Annotated in this window: 27 protein-coding genes; 1 reads left to right on the top strand and 26 read right to left on the bottom strand. The window is 42.3% G+C overall.

The annotated features are described in order from the left end of the window. Positions 1 to 17: 17 nt before the first annotated feature. The 11 genes from infB to IGI89_RS12390 form a co-directional block, all read right to left on the bottom strand. Complete coding sequence (gene infB, locus IGI89_RS12440; RefSeq protein ID WP_061054241.1) at positions 18 to 2,777, bottom strand: translation initiation factor IF-2; 2,760 nt, start codon at positions 2,775 to 2,777, stop codon at positions 18 to 20. Positions 2,778 to 2,789: 12 nt separating this feature from the next. Continuing rightward, positions 2,790 to 3,092 (bottom strand): YlxQ-related RNA-binding protein, encoded by a 303-nt coding sequence (locus IGI89_RS12435; protein WP_005235626.1) that lies wholly within the window; start codon positions 3,090 to 3,092, stop codon positions 2,790 to 2,792. Beyond that, complete coding sequence (gene rnpM / locus IGI89_RS12430; RefSeq protein ID WP_005225922.1) at positions 3,085 to 3,381, bottom strand: RNase P modulator RnpM; 297 nt, start codon at positions 3,379 to 3,381, stop codon at positions 3,085 to 3,087. Before rnpM ends, IGI89_RS12435 begins: the two co-directional genes overlap by 8 nt. 16 nt (positions 3,382 to 3,397) lie before the next feature. Next, positions 3,398 to 4,612 carry a transcription termination factor NusA gene (gene nusA, locus IGI89_RS12425; protein ID WP_008378144.1) on the bottom strand — a complete coding sequence of 405 codons (1,215 nt, stop codon included), beginning with the start codon at positions 4,610 to 4,612 and terminating at the stop codon, positions 3,398 to 3,400. Positions 4,613 to 4,633: 21 nt separating this feature from the next. Continuing rightward, positions 4,634 to 5,107, bottom strand: a complete 474-nt coding sequence (rimP, locus tag IGI89_RS12420; RefSeq protein WP_008378146.1) for a ribosome maturation factor RimP — start codon at positions 5,105 to 5,107, stop codon at positions 4,634 to 4,636. Between the two features lie 207 nt (positions 5,108 to 5,314). Further along, positions 5,315 to 5,656 (bottom strand): DUF2752 domain-containing protein, encoded by a 342-nt coding sequence (locus IGI89_RS12415; RefSeq protein ID WP_225869294.1) that lies wholly within the window; start codon positions 5,654 to 5,656, stop codon positions 5,315 to 5,317. After that, entirely contained in the window at positions 5,653 to 6,087 is a 435-nt protein-coding gene (locus IGI89_RS12410) for a DUF4234 domain-containing protein (protein WP_008378150.1), read from the bottom strand. Before IGI89_RS12410 ends, IGI89_RS12415 begins: the two co-directional genes overlap by 4 nt. A gap of 174 nt (positions 6,088 to 6,261) precedes the next feature. Next, positions 6,262 to 8,202, bottom strand: coding sequence for a threonine--tRNA ligase (thrS, locus tag IGI89_RS12405; RefSeq protein WP_438735712.1), 1,941 nt, complete (start codon positions 8,200 to 8,202; stop codon positions 6,262 to 6,264). A gap of 310 nt (positions 8,203 to 8,512) precedes the next feature. Next, on the bottom strand, positions 8,513 to 8,689 hold the full coding sequence (locus IGI89_RS12400) for a 2-hydroxymuconate tautomerase (protein ID WP_005225916.1): 177 nt from the start codon (positions 8,687 to 8,689) through the stop codon (positions 8,513 to 8,515). Between the two features lie 88 nt (positions 8,690 to 8,777). Then, on the bottom strand, positions 8,778 to 9,275 hold the full coding sequence (locus IGI89_RS12395; RefSeq protein ID WP_438735711.1) for an ASCH domain-containing protein: 498 nt from the start codon (positions 9,273 to 9,275) through the stop codon (positions 8,778 to 8,780). Continuing rightward, a complete protein-coding gene (locus IGI89_RS12390) occupies positions 9,245 to 10,117 on the bottom strand; it encodes an aminoglycoside 6-adenylyltransferase (RefSeq protein WP_034872541.1) in 873 nt (290 codons plus the stop codon). Before IGI89_RS12390 ends, IGI89_RS12395 begins: the two co-directional genes overlap by 31 nt. 140 nt (positions 10,118 to 10,257) lie before the next feature. Between IGI89_RS12390 and helD the strand changes: the two genes are divergently transcribed. Beyond that, entirely contained in the window at positions 10,258 to 12,540 is a 2,283-nt protein-coding gene (gene helD, locus IGI89_RS12385) for an RNA polymerase recycling motor HelD (RefSeq protein ID WP_430600997.1), read from the top strand. 62 nt (positions 12,541 to 12,602) lie between these two features. Here helD and IGI89_RS12380 read toward each other — a convergent pair whose 3' ends face one another. The 15 genes from IGI89_RS12380 to accD all read right to left on the bottom strand — a co-directional run bounded on the left by IGI89_RS12380 (position 12,603) and on the right by accD (position 24,262). After that, entirely contained in the window at positions 12,603 to 13,262 is a 660-nt protein-coding gene (locus IGI89_RS12380; RefSeq protein WP_008378159.1) for a hypothetical protein, read from the bottom strand. A gap of 210 nt (positions 13,263 to 13,472) precedes the next feature. Then, positions 13,473 to 14,195 carry a YebC/PmpR family DNA-binding transcriptional regulator gene (locus IGI89_RS12375; RefSeq protein WP_005225911.1) on the bottom strand — a complete coding sequence of 241 codons (723 nt, stop codon included), beginning with the start codon at positions 14,193 to 14,195 and terminating at the stop codon, positions 13,473 to 13,475. 79 nt (positions 14,196 to 14,274) lie between these two features. After that, positions 14,275 to 15,441 (bottom strand): nucleotidyltransferase, encoded by a 1,167-nt coding sequence (locus IGI89_RS12370; RefSeq protein WP_430600998.1) that lies wholly within the window; start codon positions 15,439 to 15,441, stop codon positions 14,275 to 14,277. A gap of 27 nt (positions 15,442 to 15,468) precedes the next feature. Next, positions 15,469 to 16,197 (bottom strand): class I SAM-dependent DNA methyltransferase, encoded by a 729-nt coding sequence (locus IGI89_RS12365; protein ID WP_016612181.1) that lies wholly within the window; start codon positions 16,195 to 16,197, stop codon positions 15,469 to 15,471. Further along, positions 16,197 to 16,538 (bottom strand): ribosome silencing factor, encoded by a 342-nt coding sequence (gene rsfS / locus IGI89_RS12360; protein WP_034878521.1) that lies wholly within the window; start codon positions 16,536 to 16,538, stop codon positions 16,197 to 16,199. The genes IGI89_RS12365 and rsfS overlap by 1 nt, the downstream gene beginning before the upstream one ends. Before the next feature lie 11 nt (positions 16,539 to 16,549). Next, positions 16,550 to 17,149, bottom strand: coding sequence for a bis(5'-nucleosyl)-tetraphosphatase (symmetrical) YqeK (yqeK, locus tag IGI89_RS12355; protein WP_008378167.1), 600 nt, complete (start codon positions 17,147 to 17,149; stop codon positions 16,550 to 16,552). Then, positions 17,139 to 17,780 (bottom strand): nicotinate-nucleotide adenylyltransferase, encoded by a 642-nt coding sequence (locus IGI89_RS12350; protein WP_005235597.1) that lies wholly within the window; start codon positions 17,778 to 17,780, stop codon positions 17,139 to 17,141. The genes yqeK and IGI89_RS12350 overlap by 11 nt, the downstream gene beginning before the upstream one ends. 12 nt (positions 17,781 to 17,792) lie before the next feature. Further along, a complete protein-coding gene (gene yhbY, locus IGI89_RS12345) occupies positions 17,793 to 18,104 on the bottom strand; it encodes a ribosome assembly RNA-binding protein YhbY (protein WP_005225905.1) in 312 nt (103 codons plus the stop codon). Between the two features lie 15 nt (positions 18,105 to 18,119). Continuing rightward, positions 18,120 to 19,238, bottom strand: a complete 1,119-nt coding sequence (gene yqeH, locus IGI89_RS12340) for a ribosome biogenesis GTPase YqeH (protein WP_430600999.1) — start codon at positions 19,236 to 19,238, stop codon at positions 18,120 to 18,122. A 1-nt stretch (position 19,239) separates the two neighbouring features. Beyond that, positions 19,240 to 19,764 (bottom strand): YqeG family HAD IIIA-type phosphatase, encoded by a 525-nt coding sequence (locus IGI89_RS12335; protein WP_008378174.1) that lies wholly within the window; start codon positions 19,762 to 19,764, stop codon positions 19,240 to 19,242. 360 nt (positions 19,765 to 20,124) lie between these two features. Beyond that, positions 20,125 to 20,850, bottom strand: coding sequence for an amino acid ABC transporter ATP-binding protein (locus tag IGI89_RS12330; RefSeq protein ID WP_430601000.1), 726 nt, complete (start codon positions 20,848 to 20,850; stop codon positions 20,125 to 20,127). A gap of 16 nt (positions 20,851 to 20,866) precedes the next feature. Next, on the bottom strand, positions 20,867 to 21,556 hold the full coding sequence (locus tag IGI89_RS12325; protein WP_005225900.1) for an amino acid ABC transporter permease: 690 nt from the start codon (positions 21,554 to 21,556) through the stop codon (positions 20,867 to 20,869). 22 nt (positions 21,557 to 21,578) lie between these two features. After that, complete coding sequence (locus IGI89_RS12320) at positions 21,579 to 22,424, bottom strand: transporter substrate-binding domain-containing protein (RefSeq protein WP_430601001.1); 846 nt, start codon at positions 22,422 to 22,424, stop codon at positions 21,579 to 21,581. Positions 22,425 to 22,614: 190 nt separating this feature from the next. Beyond that, complete coding sequence (locus IGI89_RS12315) at positions 22,615 to 23,400, bottom strand: acetyl-CoA carboxylase carboxyl transferase subunit alpha (RefSeq protein WP_430601002.1); 786 nt, start codon at positions 23,398 to 23,400, stop codon at positions 22,615 to 22,617. Then, positions 23,393 to 24,262 (bottom strand): acetyl-CoA carboxylase, carboxyltransferase subunit beta, encoded by an 870-nt coding sequence (gene accD / locus IGI89_RS12310; RefSeq protein ID WP_005235586.1) that lies wholly within the window; start codon positions 24,260 to 24,262, stop codon positions 23,393 to 23,395. Before accD ends, IGI89_RS12315 begins: the two co-directional genes overlap by 8 nt. Between the last annotated feature and the right edge of the window lie 9 nt (positions 24,263 to 24,271).

Below are 24,271 nucleotides of genomic sequence, written 5' to 3'. Positions count from 1 at the left end.
GTATAGTTGTCATTCCGTTATTTTGTCGGTACTTCTTCCATGACATAGCCTTCGATCACGTCATCAACTTTAAGATCGTTGAATTTCTCGATCATCGCGCCACATTCAAACCCTAGCTTCACTTCTTTGACATCATCTTTGAAGCGTTTCAAGCTGGCAAGTTTGCCTTCATAGATAACGATGCCGTCACGGATCACGCGGACGCCACTGTCACGGCGAATACTGCCTTCCGTTACGTAGCAACCTGCGATCGTGCCCACTTTAGATACTTTGTATGTTTCACGAACGATCATTTGACCAGTGATTTTTTCTTCGAATTCAGGATCAAGCATCCCTTTCATCGCAGTTTCGATTTCTTCGATCGCTTTGTAGATGATGCGATGCAAACGAATATCGACTTTTTCCGCTTCCGCTTGCTGTTTGGCTTGCGGTGTTGGACGGACGTTGAATCCGATGATGATGGCATTACTTGCTGCTGCTAGCGTTACATCACTTTCATTGATTGCACCAACGGCTGAATGGACGATGTTCACTCGCACACCTTCAACATCGATTTTCTTCAATGAAGCAGCTAATGCTTCAGCTGAACCTTGTACGTCTGCTTTGATGATGACATTTACTTCTTTCAGTTCGCCTTCTTTTAGACTTTCAAACAAGTTATCCAATGTCACACGACTGCTTGATGCGCGTTGCTCCATCAAAGCACGTTTTGCACGTTCTTCACCCGCTGCTCGAGCTGTTTTCTCGTCTTCAAAAGTAACGAAACGATCACCTGCTTGAGGCACATCATTCAATCCTGTGATTTCGACTGGTGTAGCAGGTCCAGCTGCTTTATCACGACGACCTAAATCATTCGTCATTACGCGAACACGACCGAAAGTATTCCCTACAACAATTGGATCACCTACATGAAGAGTCCCTTGTTGAACCAATAGTGTTGCTACAGGACCTTTTCCTTTATCAAGGCGCGCTTCAATGACTGTACCGATCGCCCGTTGGGTAGGATCAGCTTTCAAATCTTCGACTTCTGCTACTAAGAGGATCATTTCAAGCAATTCTTCAATGTTTTGCCCAAATTTCGCTGAGATTTCAACGAAGATCGTATCGCCACCCCAAGCTTCTGGGATCAACTCATGTTCACTTAATTCTTGCATCACATGTTGTGGGTTAGCACCTGGTTTATCGATTTTGTTTACTGCAACGATGATCGGCACTTTTGCTGCTTTCGCATGGTTGATCGCTTCCACTGTTTGTGGCATCACTCCATCATCAGCTGCGACAACAAGAATCGTGATATCGGTGATACTTGCTCCCCGTGCACGCATACTAGTGAAGGCCGCGTGTCCAGGAGTATCTAAGAAAGTAATTGGTTTGCCATTGATGTCGATTTGGTAAGCGCCAATATGCTGCGTAATTCCCCCAGCTTCACCACTTGTTACGCGTGAATGACGTAAAGTATCAAGCAATGTTGTTTTCCCGTGGTCAACGTGACCCATGATCGTCACAACAGGTGGTCGTGATACTAAATTATCTTCAATTTGTTCTTCTGCTTCGAAGAATTTATCGATGTCTGCGATATCCACTTGAACTTTTTCTTGTGGTTCGATTCCGTAATCGGTAGCAAGCAGTTCAATCGTATCTTTATCTAAAGGTTGGTTTTGATTGACCATAACCCCCATCATAAAGAGTTTCTTGATGATCTCTGCTGGTTCACGGTAGATTTTTTTCGCGATATCCGCTACGTTCATGCCTTCTGAATATTCCAATACTTCTGGTAGCTCACGGAATTTACGTGCTGGAACTGGCGGTTTCTTTTCCGTCTGCTGACGGCCTTTTTTGCCTTTTTTATTGAATTTGTTGCGATTGTTATTGTTGAAATTATTGTTGCGTCCACCGTAGTTTGACTTGCCGCGGTTTTGATTTCCTCCACGAGAATCATTCGATCCTTGCGGACGGTTATTGTTACGGTCTGCCCCTTGCGTATTTCCTGCAGATTGAGCGGCCGGACGGTTTTGTTGCCCTTGGTTATTTGGACGGTTTTGCTGTCCTTGGTTTGTTGGGCGATTTTGTTGCCCTTGATTATTCGGACGGTTTTGTTGTCCTTGGTTTGTTGGGCGATTCTGTTGCCCTTGATTATTCGGACGGTTTTGCTGTCCTTGATTGTTCGGACGATTTTGTTGTCCTTGGTTGTTTGGACGGTTTTGCTGTCCTTGATTGTTCGGACGATTTTGTTGCCCTTGATTGTTCGGACGATTTTGTTGTCCTTGGTTTGTTGGGCGATTTTGTTGCCCTTGATTATTCGGACGGTTTTGTTGTCCTTGGTTTGTTGGGCGGTTTTGTTGCCCTTGATTGTTACGATTCTCTTGGTTATTCACTCGATTATGACTTCCTTGGTTATTTGGTCTGTTACTTCCTTGACTGTTCGTGCGATCTACTTGTCCTTGACCAGCAGGACGGTTATTGCTTTGCGTAGTTCGCTGTTGACTTTGATTGTTATGACGGTTTTGGAAGTTAGGATTATTTCTTTGCGTTTTAAATTTCTTTTGTTCTTGTTTTTCCGGCTGGTTGGCTGGTTTCTGATTTGCGGGATTTGAGTTTGCAGATGTTTTACCATTTGGATTGCCGCCTAATGACTGCTGCAATTTTTGCGCCTCTCCATCTGAGATCGCGCCCATATGATTTTTGACATCAAAGCCTAAAGATTGTGCTTTTTCAACAACCTCTTTGCTCGACTTATTCCATTCTTTTGCAAGTTCATAAATTCTTTTTTTTCCCATGCAATCACCTTCCTAACCTAATATTAATTCCTGCACCTTCCTTGCAAATCCTTGATCTAAGATGCCAATGACCATTCTTGGTTTCCCAATGGCCGCACTGATTTCATCAGCAGAAAATGCATCTAGGAGCGGAATTTCGTAATAAGAACTTTTGTCCTTAATTTTCTTTTGTGTATTTTTACCAGCATCACTGGCGATAATGACTAAAGCAGCTTTCTCATTGCGAATCTCTTTTAAAGTCATTTCTTCACCAGTTACTAATTTCCCAGCACGCATGGCTAGTCCTAACATATTTAATGCTTTGGTTTTATTCATTTGCAAATAACTCTTTTCGCGCTTTTTGGTGCGTTACATAGTCCAATAGTTCTTGGTAAAATTCATCTGTCAATTTCGTTTCCAGCACTCGATCCAAGATACGCTTATCCCATGCTTTCTGGGCTTCAGCCGGTTCGATCGCTATATAAGCTCCCCGACCTGGCATTTTTCCTGTCGGATCGATGGAAACAACGCCTTCTTTTGAACGAGTGATACGAAGCATTTCTTTCTTAGGTAGCATTTCGCCTGAAATCACTGATTTTCGTAAAGGAATTTTTCGTTTTTTCATCACGATCTCACCTCAACTATTTTTCGTCAAACTCAACATTTTCATAATCATCCGCAGTCATGTCTGATGGAAGGATCGCTTCATCAACTGTTTCTGCAGATTCTGTTGCTTCTGTACTGATTTCTTCAGCAGCTTCTGAAGCATTGGCATCATACTCATCGATATAGTCGCCTTCATCCAGCTTCGCATAAAATTCTTCCATGTCTGTTTCTGATTTGATATCGATTTTGAAGCCAGTCAATTTGGCTGCTAGGCGAGCATTTTGTCCGCGTTTACCGATCGCTAATGATAGTTGGTAATCAGGCACGACAACAGTACAAGCCTTCGGATTATCAACATCAAAAATAACGTCGCTGACTTCTGCTGGATTCAACGCATTGGCGATGAAGATCGCTGGATCTTCATTCCATTCCACGATGTCCATGTTTTCGCCTTTTAGTTCATTGACGATCGCTTGAACCCGTTGACCTTTAGGGCCAACACAAGTGCCGACTGGATCGACGTTGGCATCAAAGGAACGAACAGCAACTTTGGCACGATCCCCTGCTTCACGAGCAATACTTACGATCTCTACAGTACCATCATATACTTCTGGCACTTCTTGTTCAAATAATCGGCGCAGCAAATCTGGATGGCTGCGGCTAACGAATACTTGAGGTCCTTTTGAAGTATTTTCAACACGAGAAACGAATACTTTGATCCGATCATGGGGTTGATAAAACTCATTTGGCATTTGGTCTTGTTTTGAAAGCACGGCTTCAATTTTGCCTAAGTTTACATAGATATAACGATTGTCTTGGCGTTCAACGATTCCTTGCAAAATGTCTTTTTCGTACGCACTAAATTCGTTATAGATAATGTTTCTTTCCGCTTCACGGACCCGTTGCAAAATGACTTGTTTTGCCGTTTGCGCCGCAATACGACCAAAATCTTTAGGCGTTACTTCAAAGCGGATTTTGTCGCCGATTTCATAAGCGGGGTTGATTGTCATCGCTTCTTTTAATGAAACCTCTAGTTGCGAGTCCATGACTTCTTCTGTCACTTCTTTGACTGCATAGACGTGGATATTGCCTTTTTTCTGATCAAATTCTACTTCCACATTTTGTGCTTGCCCGTAATGACGTTTGTACGCTGAAACCAATGCCGCTTCCAAGGCATCGATGACAATCTCTTTTGAAATGCCTTTCTCTGCTTCTAATGCATCCAATGCATTCAACATTTCTTTACTCATGATTCTTTCATTCCTCCGTGTTTAAAATTGAATGGCTAAACGAGCTTTGGCAATATTTTTCCGGTCGATCGTTCGTTCTTTTTCTCTGGTTTTGATTCGGGTCTTCATAACTAGCTGATTTTCATCGAATGACTGTAAAAAGCCTTCGAACTGTTTTTCTCCATCAATCGGTTGATATAAAGAAACATGAATGTACTCGCCGACTGCCCGTTGATAATCTGCTTCTTTCTTCAATGGACGCTCGGCGCCAGGGGAAGAAACTTCCAAGAAATAGGCCTGTGGAATAGGATCAGGTTCGCATTGGTCTAATTGTTCACTAAGTTGTTCACTGACAAAGGCACATTCCTCGATATCGATTCCGCCTTCTTTATCAATGAACACACGAAGAAACCAATTTTTCCCTTCCTTCACGAATTCTACTTCAACTAATTCAAATTTTTGCGCATCCAGAATAGGGGTCACTATATCTGTAACAGTTTCCACTACCGTACTCACAACATCGCCTCCTTTATTTCTCAACGAAACGAACTTCATTCCATTAAAAAGAGTGAGCGAAAAAACCGCTCACTCACTCTAAGTATCATTACATTGTAAATATAACACAATTTTCATAAAGATTCAACTACTGTCGCATGTTCCCTTCGCTTTCAGAAAAAAACAAAGCATTTTCTTAAAGATTTTTAATGCTTGGGTGAATGGCTGTTAGTGAATCACTTGACCAATCCGACGTAGTAGTTGTGGGAAAATGCTCTCTGGATCAAAGTCCATTGGCGCGTCATGTGGGAAATGAAGCCAGAGCCGACCACCATAAACCACTAGTACCAAAAGTGTCAATGTCACCCACAGGTTGTGACTGTAGTAAAGTTTGCTGATTTTCGGATTTTTTTTGAATAAAACGATTCCGAATACGATCGGCACTAACCAAAACAAGGGATGAAAATGCAGCGCACCTTCAAGATCACCCTGAAATAAGTGCAAGTAGGCGCGCGTCATGCCACAACCTGGACAAGGAAACCCCGTTAACCATTTAAACGGACAAATCAATAATCTACCCAATCATCTGAATCAGACGAATCGTTTGTATTGTTAGATGAGGTCATGGCATTTTGATCAGCCGCTTCCCACATTTGGTTCATATCACCTTGTAAAATCGCCATGTTGATGAAATCAAAAGCAAACAGGCTCAAGACGACAAAAAGAATTTTGTTGTCACTCAGACGAGGCATATTCGCTCGCTGTTGTGCACTCATAAAGATATCCGCAATTCGGTACCACCAATAAATTTGATACAATCCACAAGTAAGGATCGTGAGTAAAATCGACGTCTCTGGCGAAAGACGATTATCCCCGCTGTATTCTGCCAGCTCTTTGGTTGTTTGGTACATCCAAAAGAATGTATAAATGCCACAAGTAATAAATGTTAATAAAATGACCGATACAACCGATTTCTTTCTAACTCCGTAATTATAATTCATCACAAACTCCTTCTAGTTTATTCCTTTTTATCACATACTAATTATACACGATTTTATTCACAAAAACAAAAAAAAACTAATCATTTTATTTTATATAGATTAAAAAAGGTAAATAGCACCTGCTGAAAGCAGGTGCCTATACTATAAAATCATTCGTTTTCTTTGAACCAAAAGCTATGCTCGGCTATAATTTTTCACTTCAGCAGCCATTGCATCAACAAACAGATTCAATTCTTCGACTTGGGTCTCCTTGCTGCCGTAGCGACGGATATTGACTGTCGCATCATTGACTTCTTGATCCCCAACAACAATTTGGTAAGGAATTTTTTGGGTTTGTGATGCACGGATCTTATACCCCATTTTTTCGTTGCGGTCATCCACTTCCACTCGCAGTCCTTGCGCTTGCAGGCGTTCTTTGATTTCGTAAGCATAGTCGCTGTGGGCTTCGACTGAGACCGGAATGATCGATGCTTGGATTGGTGCCAACCAAGTCGGGAATGCCCCTTTATAGACTTCTGTCAGGTAAGCCACAAAACGTTCCATCGTTGAAACGATTCCGCGGTGGATCACCACTGGACGGTGATTGTTTTCGCCATCTTCACCAACATATGTTAGATCAAACCGTTCAGGCAATAAGAAATCCAATTGGATCGTTGACAAGGTTTCTTCCATACCTAAAGCTGTTTTCACTTGGACATCTAGTTTAGGTCCGTAGAAAGCTGCTTCACCGTCAGCTTCAAAATAATCCAATTCTAATTCATCCATGGCCGCTTTTAGCATTGTTTGCGCATTTTCCCACATCGCATCGTCATCAAAATATTTGTCTTTGTTTTGTGGATCGCGATAACTTAAACGGAAACGATAGTCAGTAATATTAAAGTCTTCGTAAACGCCCACCATAAGATCCAGTGTCCGTTTGAATTCTTCTTTGATTTGATCAGGACGAACAAATGTATGACCATCATTTAAGGTCATTTCCCGAACCCGTTGCAACCCTGATAGTGCCCCTGATTTTTCATAGCGGTGCATCATTCCTAATTCAGCGATCCGAATTGGTAGTTCACGATACGAATGGATGTCATTTTTGTAAACCATCATGTGATGCGGGCAATTCATTGGTCGTAGAACCAGCATTTCGCCATCCCCCATATCCATTGGTGGGAACATGTCCTCGTGGTAATGATCCCAGTGCCCTGATGTTTTGTATAAATCCACGTTTGCCATGATTGGTGTGTAAACGTGTTGGTACCCAAGGCTAACTTCTTTATCCACGATATAACGCTCGATCGTACGACGGATCGTTGCTCCTTTTGGCAACCAGAAAGGCAAACCCGCGCCGACTTCAGGGGACAACATAAACAATTCTAATTCTTTCCCTAATTTACGATGATCGCGTTCTTTTGCTTCTTCTCGTAAACGAATAAATTCCTTCAAGTCTTTCTTATCGAAAAAGGCTGTTCCATATACCCTTTGCATCATTTGATTATCAGAACTTCCACGCCAATAGGCTCCGGCTACTGATAACAATTTGTACACTTGGATACGACCTGTCGATGGGACATGAGGGCCGCGGCATAAGTCAACAAATTCTTCTTGCTGATAGGCAGTAATCGTTTCGTCATCTGGTAATTTTGTGATCAACTCAACTTTGTATGGATCTTCAGCAAAAAGAGCCAAAGCTTCCTCTTTTGTTAATACACGTCGTTCAATTGGCAGATTTTCTTTAATGATTTTCATCATTTCTGCTTCGATTGCTGGTAGATCTTCCGCAGTTACTGGGTTTTCCCCATTGTCTGTGTCATAGTAAAAACCAGAATCAATTGCAGGTCCTACTCCAAAATGGATCGATGGATAGAGTCTGCGCATGGCTTGAGCCATTAAATGAGCTGTCGAATGACGAAGTAAACCTAAGGCGTCTTCATGATCGGGTGTCACGATCTCAATCGTTGCATCTTCTTCGATCGGACGTGAAAGATCGATCAGTTGTCCATTGACTTTTCCAGCTAAGGCTTTTTTTGCAAGACTTTTCGAGATACTTTCAGCAATCTCTTTAGTTGTTACCCCAACAGCAAATTCTTTTTTTGCGCCATCAGGAAATGTAATAAATAATGACATATGAATATCCTCCTTTGAATGATTTCAATCAATAAAAAAGTCCTAGTATCGGTTACGATACTAGGACGATCACTCGTGGTTCCACCTATTGTTCGAAAACAGAAAAAGTCTGTTTTCCTCTTCATGAGATAACGGTTCAACCGCCTCCGTTTCGACAGAGGTCTAAAAAAGTGGTCATCCTTTGGTTTTCTTCCAGGAAATTTTCAGCCAAGATTTCCCTCTCTTATCGAAGACTCTCAAACTCAGGTGTCTTTTTTATTGATCGATTATGGCTCAATTAAACCACTACCTACAAGAAAAAGCAAGAGAATTATTTCCAATCGCCATTCACAGCATAGGTTCCTTGCTTCATTTCATTGATGATGACATGGATATGCTCCTTAGGGGCACCCGTATTTTTATGGACCGCCTCAGTGATTTCTTTCATCATATTCGTCAGTTGTTCTTGCGAACGCCCTTCAACTAGTTCGACATGAATAAATGGCATACGATTTCCTCCTTTGTTTGCTTTTGATTATACACCTTTTTCAAAAAGACAAAAGCTATTCCCATGATTTCCAAAGAAAAACGTGTCTTTATTCCTCCTGATACACGACAAAAAACTTTTCACAAACGCATAGCATTTGATCGTGAAAAGACAACCCCGCTGAGGCATAAGCTCGTCGAAAAAAAGCTTCATGAACACGGCGCCAATAAGCCAAAGTGCGATCTCCTTCCCCTTCTAAAAAGGCAAACGCTGCTGTCACTTCATCAAATGGCACGATCGACACTGACTCTAAATAAAGAACAGCTCTTGGTACATCCGAACCATCTAAAAGGACACTATACGTTTCTGATTGTGGCAATGCTTCTTGCTCGATTTCATAGAGCGCAGCGGCGGAGGTCGTCGCTGTCTTTTTGCCAGCTAAAACAAGTGCTGCCAGTTCATCCGCCATTTCTGAAGTATCACCAAAGGACCAAGCATCTTCATAGGTCAGAGAAGATTGATTTCTTGGATTTGCTTTTAAAAACCGCTGCCAAAACGCTTGAATCTGACTGTCTTTTATTTTTGGTTCTCTGGTCTCATCTGCCAATTTTTTTCACTCCAATACTTCGTATATGTTTGGACATTCTCAGCTTCTTGCCAATCATAGGCCAACCCTAATTTCTCGCTGATTTTCTTTGCTTGCTTATCAAATCGTTTTTGCATCTTCAAAAGGGACTGACCGCAAGCAGTGATCGTGGAAAAATCAAGCAATGAGGTCAATTCCCGCCACTCCTTTTCCGTTAGAAACGACTGCAGGTATTTATGATTTTTCCCAGTACTCACCTGAAATTGCTGAGCATGGGCAACAAACAAATCTTCTATCCATAACAATTCTTGCCAACAAATGGTGTATAAATGATCCGTAGCATAAATTAGTTGCTTTCGAAGCAGCCCTTTCACGACATACGTGCTTACCCACCAAAATTCGTTGCAGTGTTCTTGAAAAGCGGCTTGGGTCGGGCGCTTGATCCAGTAATGCGAATGATTTGCTTGATTAGCAAAACTTAGTAATTGGTCTGGATCAAGCAGCGGCTGCAAGCCTGGTTCTTTAGCAAGACGATCGACCAGTGCAAGTGGACATAGCATGAGATCGATTCTTACTCCGTCTAAAAAATGCATCAAGTACGTAAAACACCCGCCCAAACTCGGCGGATAAATCGTGCTAGCTTCCGGTGTTTGCCTGATCATGATTGATCCAAAGGCTTCTAACCATGAAGAATCATCGACCAAAGGCTGAATATCCTCCATCACGAAGACCACGTCAAAATCCTGCAAAATATCTTTTGGCGCCTGTGGATCGGTCCGTGAACCAGATAAACCGATGGCACGTGCCCCAACACGTTTCCCAACAGACAGGATCAATTGGCGCAATTCTGCTTCTTCTCTCACCTTTTCCACCTCTATTTCGTTTCGTTTTTGAACACCTAAGCTCTTTTTATAAATATTAGCATAGTTTCTTTTTTTCCACGACATTCACAGGGAAAATATGCTATAATTTTATGTCGCAATTTTTTTAAGGAGGATCCTTCGTGAACGAACGTCAAAAAGAACAACAACATGTCAATGAAACCATTGCTCTGATCCACAGAGAACAAGCGATCCTTTCGCAGCAAAAACAAGAATTAGCCGCTAAAATGGATGATCAATTAAAAGAAATCGCCGATAAGAAAATTCGCGGAGGCGACAGTGAAGCCTTTTATGAATCAGTGATCGAGTACCAGCAGCATGAACAAGAACTGCTGATCAAGTATCAAACCGCAGAATCACAAGAAAAACGCGTCAAAACCCTAACAACGATGGCAGGCAATCCCTACTTTGCTCGAATCGATTTCAAAGAAGAGCAAGAAACCGAGACCCTCTATTTAGGGATCGCTTCTTTACGAGACAAAGAGGAAGAAACGATCGTCATTGACTGGCGCGCACCGATCGCTAATCTTTACTATGAAGGAGAACTTGGTGAAACATTCTACGAAACAGACACCGACCGTTTTACGGTAGAGCTGCTCTTAAAACGCCAGTTTAAAATTCAAAATGGTGAGATCTTATCGATGGTCGATACTTCGGAGATCATCAATGACGAATTTTTATTGGAAATCTTGGATGAGGCCTCTTCTTCTCAAATGCGTAACATCGTTTCAACGATCCAAAAAGCACAGAACCAAATTATTCGTGATACCACCAATAAATTTTTACTGATCGAAGGGATTGCTGGAAGTGGGAAAACCTCTGCTTTATTGCAACGGGTCGCCTTTTTACTTTACCGTAATCGCAAATGGCTGGACGAAAAACAAGTCTTGCTGTTTTCACCCAATCATTTGTTTTCTGACTATATATCCATGGTCCTGCCTTCATTAGGGGAAAGTGAAGTGCCCACAAGAACCTTCCACCACTTTATCCAATTGATTCTGACTGGCTATGAAGTAACAAAAGAAACCCAACAAGAAGAGAACTTTTTAAGCGGCGACGATGATGCCATTGAAAAAATCAAAAGTAGTCTTTTCTTGGTGGAAAAAATCAACCGTTATGTCCGTTCGATTGCACCGATCGGCCCCTTGTTCCGTGATCTAAAAATCCAAGGGCAAACCTATTTGACAAAAGAACAGATTCGCCGCTGGTACCAAGAAACCAATCATGAATTGCCGATTTACCAAAGAACCCAACTGCTTCAAACAAAATTATTAAAAAAAATCGGCGGCTTGGAAAAAGATGAAGCCAAAAAAGACTGGGTCAAAGAAGCGACCGAAGAGCAATTGCAACAAGTATTTGCCAACGATCCTCATCAAGAATACAGCGAAGAAAACGAACGCCGTTTGCGGAAGAAACTCAGACAGCAGATCGTCCGTAAGAAGTTCCGTTCCTTGACGCGGGGAGTGAAAAACTTTCAGTTTATCAACCAAGCCAAGCAATACTTACACTTTTTACAATCGGTTGAGTCTGCTGCAGTCAAAGAAACTGGCATCGAGGCTGCGGCTTGGCAGCAAAGTATTGCCAACATTCGCCAAGGAATGCGCCAAAGACAAATCAAACAAGAAGACGCCGTTTTGTTTTTCTTACTGATCAAACAGCTTTATCCTGTTCACGTCGAAGAAAAAGCTCGGTTTATCTTTATCGATGAAATGCAGGATTTTCCACCAGCACAAGTGGCTCTGCTGCGTCAGCTTTATCCAAAGGCTGGTATCACCCTGTGCGGCGATTTGAACCAAAAAGTTTATGGCAATGAAACGATCGTCGGAGCATTAGCAGAATTATTCCCCCACGAAAGCGTGAAACGTTATCAATTGAAAACCAGCTATCGTTCGACTAAGGAAATCACAGATTTCGCCAATCAATTTTTAGTTGGCAGTGATCAAGTGGAATTGACGGCTCGTAAAGGTGCGGTACCAACAATTGTTAAAGGAACTGAATCTGAAAATCTGGCTTTCCTAGAAACCAGTATTCGAAAGGCAGCGGAGAATCAGCGTTGGCGCACCGCGATCATTTGTAAAACCGCAAAGGATTGCCAGCAGTTATATGCCCAGCTGACAGAAACAATGCAGGAACAAGTGCAGCTGATCACCTCTGAAGAAGACTTCATGAAACGCAATGTCATGATCTTCCCGGCCTTTTTAGCAAAAGGGCTAGAGTTTGACCAAGTATTTGTCTGGACACCAGGTGCCACTTTCGCGACTGAACAAGACCAATTGATTTTTTATACAATGGCGACACGGGCGATGCATCAGTTGACCGTCCTTACCCAAGAAGAATTGCCGCTTCTAGTGAAAGCTGATCCTGCCACTTATCAGTTTCAAGAAGCATCACGGATTGACGAATAACCTAACAAAAAAACATCACTTTCGACTGATTCTCAAATGAAACCAGCCGATTGTGATGTTTTTTAGCCTTTTAATTCGCCAATAAATAAGCGGGTTTCTGGATAACGCATCCCAACGATTGTTAAAATCATCTGCAGCTCAGAAACGTGTTCCGGATCTTCTGGAACAAATAATTTTGTATGACGTCCGATACTGCCATTATCGATCAAACGATGGGTACGATTCCATTGACTAAATTCCTCGATCGTTGTAAAGCGACTAAGAGGAAAACCAGCACCGTCGAGAATTTCCGTCAATCGAAAAAGCACATAAGAACTATCGATCACCAATTCTTTTCTGTGAGGTAAAGCACGCGTTCGCTTATAATCAATAATTGCTTTTTCTGGTCGGTGTTCCAAAAGCCAATCCAACAGCATGAAGAACCCTTCCATTCGATAATCATCGATAAAGAGCCGTTCAGAGTATTCCGACATGCGAAAGACCAAAGGAATCAAGAATCGCTCTTTATAAATTAACAAGGGTGCGCGATCAACGACGACATTTAAATAACGATTCAAATAAGAAGAACCACGATAATCGCCTAGACGATACCCTTCCACCCCATACTTTTGATATTTCCGACAAAGAGCCGAGCAGTCAGAAATCGATACAGACACTTCTGCTAGCTTTTCAAAACCACTTAAGATTCGATTAAATGGCTCTAAAACGATTTTTTCTTCCATGTCTGCCCCCCTAACGAGTTGTTTGCTTATGTAGTAAATCATAACATATAAAATGTCTGGAAACCAACTGAAAAGACGATGAATATTGAAGAATTTTCAAGAGAAGTGCTTCTCGCTCTCTTGTTTTTTTCACTTGACTAAACAACGGAAGGTTGATGAAAAAAACACCAAAAACTGGCAGCCAGATCACCTCTAGGCTGCCAGTATGTCTTATTCTTCAGCGTCTGCCACATTGTGATAGACATTTTGAACATCTTCAAGATCTTCTAATACATCGATCATTTTTTCGAATTTTTCTAGATCATCGCCAGTTAAGGTTACTTCATTTTGAGGAATCATTTGCATTTCAGCAATTGAAAATTCGGTGATTCCTTTTTCTTTCAAGGCTTCCTGAATGGCATGGAAGTCACTTGGTTCACCGTGAACGATAATTTGTCCATCTTCTTCAACAACATCACGAACATCGATCTCTTTGTCCATCAAGTATTCTAAGATCTCATCGGCATCGTCACCAGCAAAGCCAAATAATGCTGTGTTATCAAACATATAAGCAACTGCCCCAGAAACACCCATATTCCCGCCGTTTTTACCAAAAGCGGCCCGAACATCGGCTGCGGTACGGTTGACGTTGTTTGTCAAAGTATCGACGATCACCATTGATCCATTTGGTCCAAATCCTTCATATCGAAGTTCTGAGTATTGTTCATCGCCAGAACCTTTGGCTTTTTCAATCGCACGGTCAATAATGTGTTTTGGCACATTGTAGGTTTTCGCACGTTCGATAACAAAGCGTAATTTTTGGTTCGCGTGAGGATCAGGATCACCCGATTTTGCTGCTGCGTAGATTTCGATTCCAAATTTTGCATAAACTCGGCTATTGTTTGCATCTTTAGCAGTTTTTTTCGCTACGATATTTGCCCATTTACGACCCATGATTTCACTTCGCTTTCTTGTTTTTAAAAATCCTTATTCATTATACTTGTCAAATGGCGTTCTGTGAAGCAATTTTCACTTATTTATCAATAAAAAGCGGAATTCTTCGAAAATTTTGTTCTGAGATTTGAGCATTCCCTTGCTGATAAATCTGGTCGATCCGCAATGACAAGCCGTAGCGCTGTGCTTCTTTCTTACCGAATTTAGCGATCAGCGGCAGGGTCAGCTCTTTTTTGACTTCTTTTAAATATTGCTGCCCTTGCTTTGTATAGCCTAAGACTCGAATAAAGGGATGTGCTTGGGCTTCCTTCATTTCAGCTTTTGTCACTTGGAACAATACATAACAAGCAAGACGCTGCAGTCTCGTTTGGGTATAGCGTTTTGTCTTTAACAACTTGATAAAATCTGCAAACGAATCCGCCGCAGTCACATATTGTTTTAGTCGATATTCTAGTCCTTCTTCCATCTGGTAAATAGCAGCTAATTTTTCGAGGGGGGCAGAAATGATCTGGTATTGAAGATACGGCCAAAAGGCTTCCCAGTCGACTGTTTTTTGCGAAAGAAATTTTTGTGTTGCTTCAGGAACAAAATCCACAACAGCTTCACCTTGTTTGAGTCCTTGACGAATGGCTGTGGCACTAGCGATCGTTGGATGCTTAAATTGTTCTGAATGATAAGAGGCCGCAATTCGTTGAATGGGAACAAGCCTCATTGGTTTTTCATAACACAACACTTCCCGTGCATACGCCATACCCAACAGATGATTCGGCTGGTCTTTTTCTGCATGGTACTCAGGATAAAGCTCACTGAGGACCATACTCATTTTTTGACTATAGGTAGCATTTTGCCTAGCTATGCGTTGAAATGCGTCATCGATCATCCGCTGATTTTCTTTTTCAAACTGAGCGAACTTTGCATAGTCAAAGGGTTGTTTCGCATCTGTACCAAAACACAAAGAATCACATTGCAGATTTTGTAAGATCCTAATCGCTCCCGCTGCAAAAAAATCAGCAGACTGGACGGCCCAAGCGGATGGCAGTTCAACGACCAAATCGACGCCATTTTGCAATGCCGCTTGGGCTCGTTGCCATTTATCGATGATTGCTGGTTCGCCACGCTGTAAAAAATTCCCACTCATCACGGCTACAATGACATCAGCGTTGGTTTCTTGCCTGGCTTTGTCCACATGGTATTGGTGGCCATGGTGAAAAGGGTTATATTCTACGACTAGTCCGCAAGCCTTCATCGACATCCCTCCTGTTTTACATAACGGTTACTTATGGCAGACAAAAAACCAGCGACGGCTTTTTTCATTTGGTTTTGTATCGATAAAATCAGCGTAGCATTCAACATTAGCAAAACCAGCATTTTCTAACATTCTTAAATAGCTTTCGAGAGGATAGGTTCTTTCTTGATGAAGCTCATCTAAGCGTTCAAACAACCCATTCTCTTGTGCAACAAAAAAGGTCAAGAAATGTTCAATGCTATGGTCTTTTTCTCCTTGATAGCTTTCCCAAAGAAAGGCAAATTCATCCGTCTGGTAATGGTAGCTATAATCAGGAAACACTTCATTGATTTGATATAAGGAATGCACATCAAATAAAAAGACGCCATCTTCTTCTAAACAACTGTAAACACCATCAAAAACTTGCTGCACACTCTGCTCGTCTTCCATGTAGCAAAGGGAGTCAGAATAGCAAGTAATAGCTTGATAGGTGCCAATATCTACGAGATCCAGCATGTCACCCGCAACAAATTGCACAGCCGCCTCTTCTTTTTCAGCCCGTTGACTAGCGATCATCAGCATCTCTTCTGAAAGATCTAACCCAGTCACATCAAACCCAGCCTTGGCAAATTCAACGGCTAACGCACCGGTTCCACAAGCCAATTCTAACAGCTGTTTTCTTTTTCCTAAATGACGACAAGAAAAATCCAGCCACTTTTTATAGAGACTGGAATCCATTACTTCGTCATAGACAAATGCGAAGGTTTCGTAAGCCATTACGCCACGACCCATTCATTAAGATCCACAAGCGGCGCATCAGACCATAATTTTTCTAGGTTGTAAAAAGCACGTTCTGAGGCACTGAATACGTGAACGATTACGTCACCTAAGTCGATCAAGACCCATTTTCCACCATCTTTTCCTTCGACACGGCGAACAGATACTTGACTTTCTTCTTCTTTATCGATGACTTCATCAATGATCGCATTGATTTGACGTTCACTATTTCCTGAACAGATCACAAAGTAATCTGCTAGCAAAGAGATTTCCCGCACATCTAATGCCATAATATCTTCGGCATGTTTTGAATCGGCGGCTTTTACAGCAATTTCTAATATTTTCTGACTATCTATGGTAATTCCCTCCTATATTTGGCTACCCAAAAATTGTAGGTTTCGATCGTTTTTGGGTAGATAACTGCTTCTGTTTCGATCAAATGAAGCAAGGTATGTTTCGTTTCGTAAGCAACAGCGGCATCTAAGTCGATCATTGCGATTTCCCTAGCCTCAACGACTCCAGGAAACGTACGCCCGGGTTCGATATAATCTGCTACATAGATGATTTTATCTAGTAGGCTCATCTTGGCAGCTCCGGTTGTGTGCAAACGGATCGCTTGTAAGATTTCTTCGTCATCGATTTCTAATTCTCGTTGAACGAAATCAGCACCGACGAGTCCATGCCAGATAGCATTGTTCCAGTTCAAGAGATCCAATTCAAATCCGTCTCTACGAATGACTAATTGAAATTCTTCATCGCTGCGTTCCTTCGCATAATCATGCGTCAAAGCAGCGATGCTGGCTTTGACCGGTGAAGCACCATATTTTTCCGCAAGGGCAACGGCCGTTTTTTCGACACCCAACACATGCTCAAAGCGCTTTTGACTCATCTGCATTTGGACCTTTTGCATCAAAAGTTCCCGTTCTGCTTGTGTGTAGTGTTCACTCTTCATCCAAGTACAACCCCTTTTCTTGAATATAGTGTAACACATTATCTGGCAATAAGTAGCGAACCGAACAACCTTGTTGCACTTTTTTACGAATTGTTGTTGAGCTGACATCCATTAGAGGAATATCGATCCAAATAATCGGGTATGGGCTATCGATCGGCACTTCCGGGCGGCGAACCCCCACAAAAGTTACCAATTCCATCAGCTCATCGATTTGATGCCATTTTGGTAAATAGTTCACCATATCCCCGCCAATGATAAAATAATAATTAGTATCTGGATTCTTAGCTGTCAATTCCCGCATCGTATCAACCGTATAACTCTTACCTTTTCGTTCCAACTCAATGGTCTCTACAGCAAATCGCGGATTATCGGCGACCGCCAACTTCAACATCGCTAAACGATGCTCAGCGGGGATTGTCTTTTTCTCATCAACATGAGGCGGTAAATACTCAGGCATGAAATAAACTTTATCCAGCCCTAATGCTTGCCCTACTTGCTCACCCATGACCAGATGTGCGTAGTGTACTGGATTAAAATTTCCACCAAGAATGCCCACTTGCTTTTTCGGTACAAGTTCTTGTGTTTGTGTCTCTAAAACCGTTTGTACCTTTCCAAATGTTTGTCCTTGCATGCCTTCTCCCTCCTAAATTGAACGAACTTTGCTTGAAATCGTTTGGTATTTTTCTTTACTAGACGGTTTGAATAAAACGATCACTCGTCCGATGATCTGAACTACTTCACAGCCGACTTTCTCCCGGATCGTTTCAGCTGCTTCGTCAGCAACCTCATCGGTATTTTGGAGCAATGAGACTTTGATCAATTCTCGTTTTTCTAGTGCTTCTTCAATTTGCGCCATCATCGCGTCATTCAAGCCGCCTTTGCCGATTTGAAAAATCGGGTTTAGATGGTGCGCTTCACTTCGTAAAAATCTTTTTTGTTTTCCTCGTAAGTCCATAATCTTCCTTCTTCCTTATACTAATGCTTTGCGTCTAAGCACATCGACACCTTTTGGCGCCCACCCGGCGATGACACATGGTTTGGTGATCGTGATCCAGCCAAGTCCAGCAAAAACGATATCGTTTTTTTCTTTGATAGAAAATTCGAAACGGACGAGTTCAGGAAAATCCGCCACTTCATCTGCTCGTGGCGGCTGCAGCAGCCCACCAACATGTTTCTCATAAAATTCATCGGCTTTACTTAATTTGGTCCGATGGATCGCTACATCATTCGCTACATAGGCAACAAACGAACTTCGTTCTCCTTGTATGAAATCAAAACGGGCAAGTCCCCCTAAGAACAAGGTTTGTTCAGGGTTCAATTGATACACTTTCGGTTTAATTTCTTTGGCTGGTGCCACGATTTTCAGATCTTTTTTACCTAAATAGTGTGCCATTTGATGACGATGAATGATTCCTGGTGTGTCGATCAAAAAGTGCCCGTCGTCCAATGGAATCTCAATTTTATCCAATGTAGTTCCAGGGAATCGCGAAGTGGTGATCAGCTCGTTGATCCCTGCTGTTTGTTTGATGATTTGATTGATCAATGTTGATTTTCCAACATTCGTCACACCAACCACATACACATCACGACCTTCACGATACGTTTCGATCGCTTGTAGCAACGCTTGGGTTTCACCCGGTTTCTTGGCACTCGTCAACAATACATCGACGGGTCTTAAACCGACTTCGTAAGCCCGTTCCTTCATCCATTGGGTCATTTTCGATTTTTTCAAAGATTTCGGTAAAATATCCACCTTGTTGCCCACTAATAAAACAGGATTATCACCAACAAAGCGGTGCAGTCCTGGGATCAATGAACCATTAAAGTCAAAAATATCGACGACATTAACGATCAAGGCGTCTTTTTCCCCGATTTCATTCAGCAAACGTAGGAAATCATCGTCTGTCAGCGCGACATCTTGGATCTCATTGTAATGACGCAAGCGGAAGCAGCGTTGACAATAGACTTCTCCTGATTCAAGTCCTTTTTCTAATGCAGATTGCGGGGTGTACCCCAATTCGTTAGGATTTGTTGTTTGAATCAATGCCCCGCAGCCGATACAGTGAATTTCTTCGATTCCTTCTGTCATATTAAATTCCTCCACGCCATTTTAACTCTGGGTTGTGTTTCAATAAATAGTTCATGATTTTTCTTTCTGCTGCTCGATTAAACTGGGTTTTCCAAGAATCCGTTGGGATCACTGGTTTCACTAGAATGCTGCGAACACCAGCACGATTGGCACCTCGTACATCCGTCATAATCTGATCGCCGATCATGACAACCTCTTCTTTTTTCAAGCCTAATTGCTGATACCCTTGTTTGATCCCTCTTGAAAAAGGTTTTAATGCGCGGTGTACGTACTTTAAACCAAAAGGCGCAACAGCCCGTGCCACGCGTTCACTATTGTTGTTTGAAACGACAATCACCGGTATGCCAGCGTTTTTCATTTCCAATAACCAGTTTTTTAATTCTTCGGTTCCATCAGGATTATTCCAAGCAATCAAGGTATTATCAAGATCGGTCAAAATCCCTTTGATCCCCTGTGCCTTTAGTTGGCTAGGGGTGATTTTATAAATCGCATCGACCATCCAAGTCGGTTTATAATTTGAAAACATAGAATCTCCTTTACTATCTGATTTCTTCGCATGTTAAAAGTCGGCGACTAGTCATCGATCCACATAGTCGATCTTTAAAAAGAAACCGTACTAGCTGTTGACAAGCAAGCAGGCAGTTTCTAAAAGGATCAGACCTCTTCAACCTGTAATTATACAATAGAATCTTTTTGAATACTAGCAAGTGCGCTAGTTTCTGCAGGTTTCTTGTAAAAGAACTGAAAAACGAAGGTGTCGAAACAACAGTTTGTTCCATCACTTCTTTAAAGTAGTCTTTTTTTCCGTCAAAAAAGCATCCTTTTACTGAAAGGATGCTTAGAAAAAGTCCAAAATTGTCATTTGCAACTGCGAGCTTCTCGCATTTTACAATACTTTACTTAAAAAATCAATGGTTCTCGGGTTTTTCGGATGATCAAAGAGCTGTTCTGGCGTTCCTTCCTCCATAATGATTCCCTGATCCATAAATAAAATCCGATCCGCGACTTCTTTCGCAAAGCCCATTTCATGAGTGACGATGACCATCGTCATTCCTTGCTGAGCCAAACGCTGCATGACGGACAATACTTCGCCAACCATTTCTGGGTCTAACGCTGAAGTCGGTTCATCAAAGAGCATCACGTCTGGTTCCATCGCCAAGGCACGTGCGATAGCGATTCGTTGCATTTGTCCACCAGAAAGACTTTGAGGATAGGCTTTTGCTTTGTCTGGTAAGCCAACATCATTTAGTAGTTGTTTTGCCAACTGATCAGCCGCCGATTTTGCTACCTTCTTGACTTTCGTCGGGGACAAAGTAATGTTTTCTAAAACCGTCATATTCGGAAAAAGATTGAAATTTTGAAAAACCATGCCCATTTTTTCCCGCATCTTATACAAATCATTCTTTGGATCGGTAATATCGGTTCCTTCAAAAAAGATTTTTCCGCTTGTCGGTACTTCTAGTAAGTTTAAACAGCGTAAGAACGTGCTTTTTCCTGAACCAGATGGTCCAATCACCACAACGACTTCTCCTTGCTCGATCGTCGTTGTGATCCCTTTTAGCACTTGATTGCTGCCAAAGGTTTTGTGTAACTCTTGAATATCTAACATCATAGCTTGTCTTCTCCTTTTAACGACGATAGCCTTTTCCTAGTTTCTTTTCCCATAAACTCAATAGTCGCGAAGTCGTAAACGTCAAGATGAAATAAATGACCGCCGCCACATAGAAAGGCGTTAATGGTTGGAAAGAACTGGTGACAACGATCTGCGCACTGTTCATCAGCTCGTAGATGCCGATCGTTGAAAGCAAAGAGGAATCCTTGATCAAAACGATAAATTCATTGCCTAGTGGCGGCAAGATGTTGCGTAGTGCTTGTGGCAATACGACATAACGCATCGTTTGAAAAGGCCGCAGCCCTAAAGAACCAGCCGCTTCTGTTTGACCGTAATCAACGGCATTGATTCCCCCTCGGACGATCTCAGCAACATATGCCCCAGAATTAAGCGAGAGCGCAATGATCCCAGGAAATAACCGCCCAAAATCAAGACTCAACACACCGATCGAGACTGTCGGCAAGGCAAACATGCCTTGCAAAAGACCAAAAGCGATCAATATCTGCACCAACATTGGTGTGCCGCGGATGACTTCAATATACGCATTAGCAAACCAGCGCAAAGGCGTCACTTTTGATAATTTCATTAGGGCAAAAATCACCCCTAGAATCGTTCCAAAGATCACGGTGATGATAGAGATCACGATGGTGATCACCACACCAGAAAGAAAATAAGGGTAATATATCGCTAAAAAGGATAAATCCATAATTGTGTCTACTCCGTTCTATCTATTGCGCCGCATTTTCGTTGGCTAGATCTGTGTTCTTTTGTACATACTCATCGATTGTACCATCTTCAATCAATTCTTTCAAAATACTGTTTAGCTCTTCTTGTAGTTCGGTACTCCCTTTGGGTAAAGCAATTGCATAAGAATCGCCTTCAGACGCTTCTAATGCTACATCAGTGATCACGAGGTCATCATTTTGTGCAACATACGATTCAGCCACCGCACTTTCAAGCACCAAACCATCGATCGATCCTTGTTTCAATTCATTGACTAGATTCGGAACTTTGGCGATGGAAACCAATTGCGAATCCGCTAATTGGTCTTGAACGATCATTTCTTGGATCGAGCCTTTTTGAGCGCCCACCTTTTTGCCAGACAAGCTTTCGATTGAATCAAATGCCGACTCATTGTTTTTATTAACAACTACTTTTTGTTCTGGTGTAAAATAGTTATCGGTGAAATCAAAAGTCTGTTTACGTTCGTCAGTTGCTGAGATGCCTGAAACAGCGATATCGGCTTTTCCTTGTTGCAAAGCAGTCAAGACAGCATTGAAATCAAGGTCCAAAATATTCACTTCGACACCAAGACGATCAGCGATCTCATTGACCATATCGATATCTGCGCCCACGATCGTATCTTTGCCATCAATCAAGGCATGAAATTCAAAGGGGGCAAAGTCAGCAGAAGTTGCCACATTCAACACACCGGCTGCTTTGATGGCTTCCAATTGATTATCCGCCGAACCGCTGGCACTAGAACTGCCAGTACTCGATGAGCTGCCATTCCCACAAGCTCCTAAAACCAAAATCCCCGTCAATACAACAAGTGCTCCAAATAATTTTTTCATTAAAAACGCTCCTCTTCAAAACAAATATTTATGCAATATAATCTTCTTATATTCAGAATATATACATAGTAGCACAGAATAATTAAATTTTAAACTAAAAACTTCGTCATTTGCACGATTTATTCAATAACACTTTTAATAAAAAAATACTAGGATACCCTCTCTCTAATCAGAGTGGATATCCTAGTTGTTAAAATCGGCGAAAACGCTGATACCTTGCCTCAAGCAATTCTTCTGTTTGCAACGTAGAAAGTTCAGCGAGTTTCGTTGAAATTGCCGCTTTCATCTGTTCCATCAATTGCTCTTTCGGTAAAAAGGCCTCTTCATGGGTTTCAGCAATCACTTTTTCAATAACGCCTAATTCAAATAGTTCTTGGGCAGTGATCTTCATTAAACCAGCAGCTTCTTTGGCCCGGCTACCCTCTTTCCATAGGATCGAAGCAAAGCCTTCGGGAGATAAAATGGCATAGATCGAATGTTCCATCATCCACACTTCATCCCCTAAAGCCAGTGCTAAAGCACCGCCGCTGCCGCCTTCACCAATGATGATTGCCAAGATCGGCACCGTTAAATCGGACATTTCCATCAAGTTACGGGCAATCGCTTCACCTTCTCCCCGTTCTTCCGCGCCAATACCACAAAACGCCCCTGCTGTATTGATCAATGTGACCACAGGTCGCTGAAATTTTTCTGCTTGCTTCATTAAGCGTAACGCTTTTCGATAGCCTTCAGGATGTGGTGAGCCAAAGTTTCTGCGTAAATTTTCAGGTAGATTACGGCCTTTTTGAATACCGATCACGGTCACTGGCTTGCCATCTAAACAAGCTATCCCGCCAACAACGGCTTCATCTTCGCCAAACAGACGGTCTCCATGAAACTCTTCAAACTCAGAAAAAATGCCTTCAAAGTAATCCAGTGCCGTCAAGCGGTCTTTGCTGCGAGCGAGTTCAACGATTTCGTGGGCTGCTCTAGTCATTGCGATTCCATCCTTTCCGCGTATGCAAAGAAATCAAATGGTAGATTTTCTCCCGCAAGTTCGTCCGTGGAACGATTTGATCGACAAAGCCATGATCTAACAGGAACTCTGCCTTTTGAAAATCTTCAGGTAGTTCCTGACGAATGGTTTGTTCAATCACACGTCGTCCAGCAAAACCGATCAATGCTTGCGGTTCTGCCAGGATGATATCCCCTTCCATCGCAAAACTAGCGGTAACGCCACCGGTGGTCGGGTCCGTTAAAACCGTTAGATAAAACAAGCCAGCTTTACTGTGGCGTTTTACTGCCGCGGAGATCTTCGCCATTTGCATCAGTGACAAAATCCCTTCTTGCATCCGAGCCCCACCCGAAGCGGTAAAAAGAACAACTGGTAGCTGTTTTTCGATCGCACGTTCAAACAAACGGGTGATTTTCTCCCCCACGACCGTTCCCATACTGCCCATGATGAAATTCGCATCCATGACACCGATTGCTAACGGCAATCCTCGAACTTTGGCTTCTCCCGTTAGAACAGCCTCATGCAAACCAGTTTTTTCTTGCATTTGTGCGACTTTATCCAGGTACCCTGGGAAATCAAGGGGATCTTTTGTGGTAACATCTGTGTCCCATTCTTCAAAACTTTTTTCATCAATCGTGATAGCGATCCGTTCCCAGGCGCTGATCCGGAAATTATACCCGCAGTGGGGACAGACTTTTTCTGCCCCCATCTCCTTCGTATAAAGCGTTCGTTTGCAACTAGGACATTTCGCCCAAAGATTATCTGGGACGACTGGTTCGTTCGTTGGCAGCTGACCTCGATTAGGATTGATGCGAATGTAGTTTTTTTTCTTAAATAAAGCCACTCAACTTCC

Origin of the sequence: Enterococcus sp. AZ141, from assembly GCF_051714385.1 — a bacterium.
Classification (GTDB): Bacteria; Bacillota; Bacilli; order Lactobacillales; family Enterococcaceae; genus Enterococcus_D; species Enterococcus_D entomosocium.
This window is presented reverse-complemented; position numbering and strand designations above follow the sequence as displayed.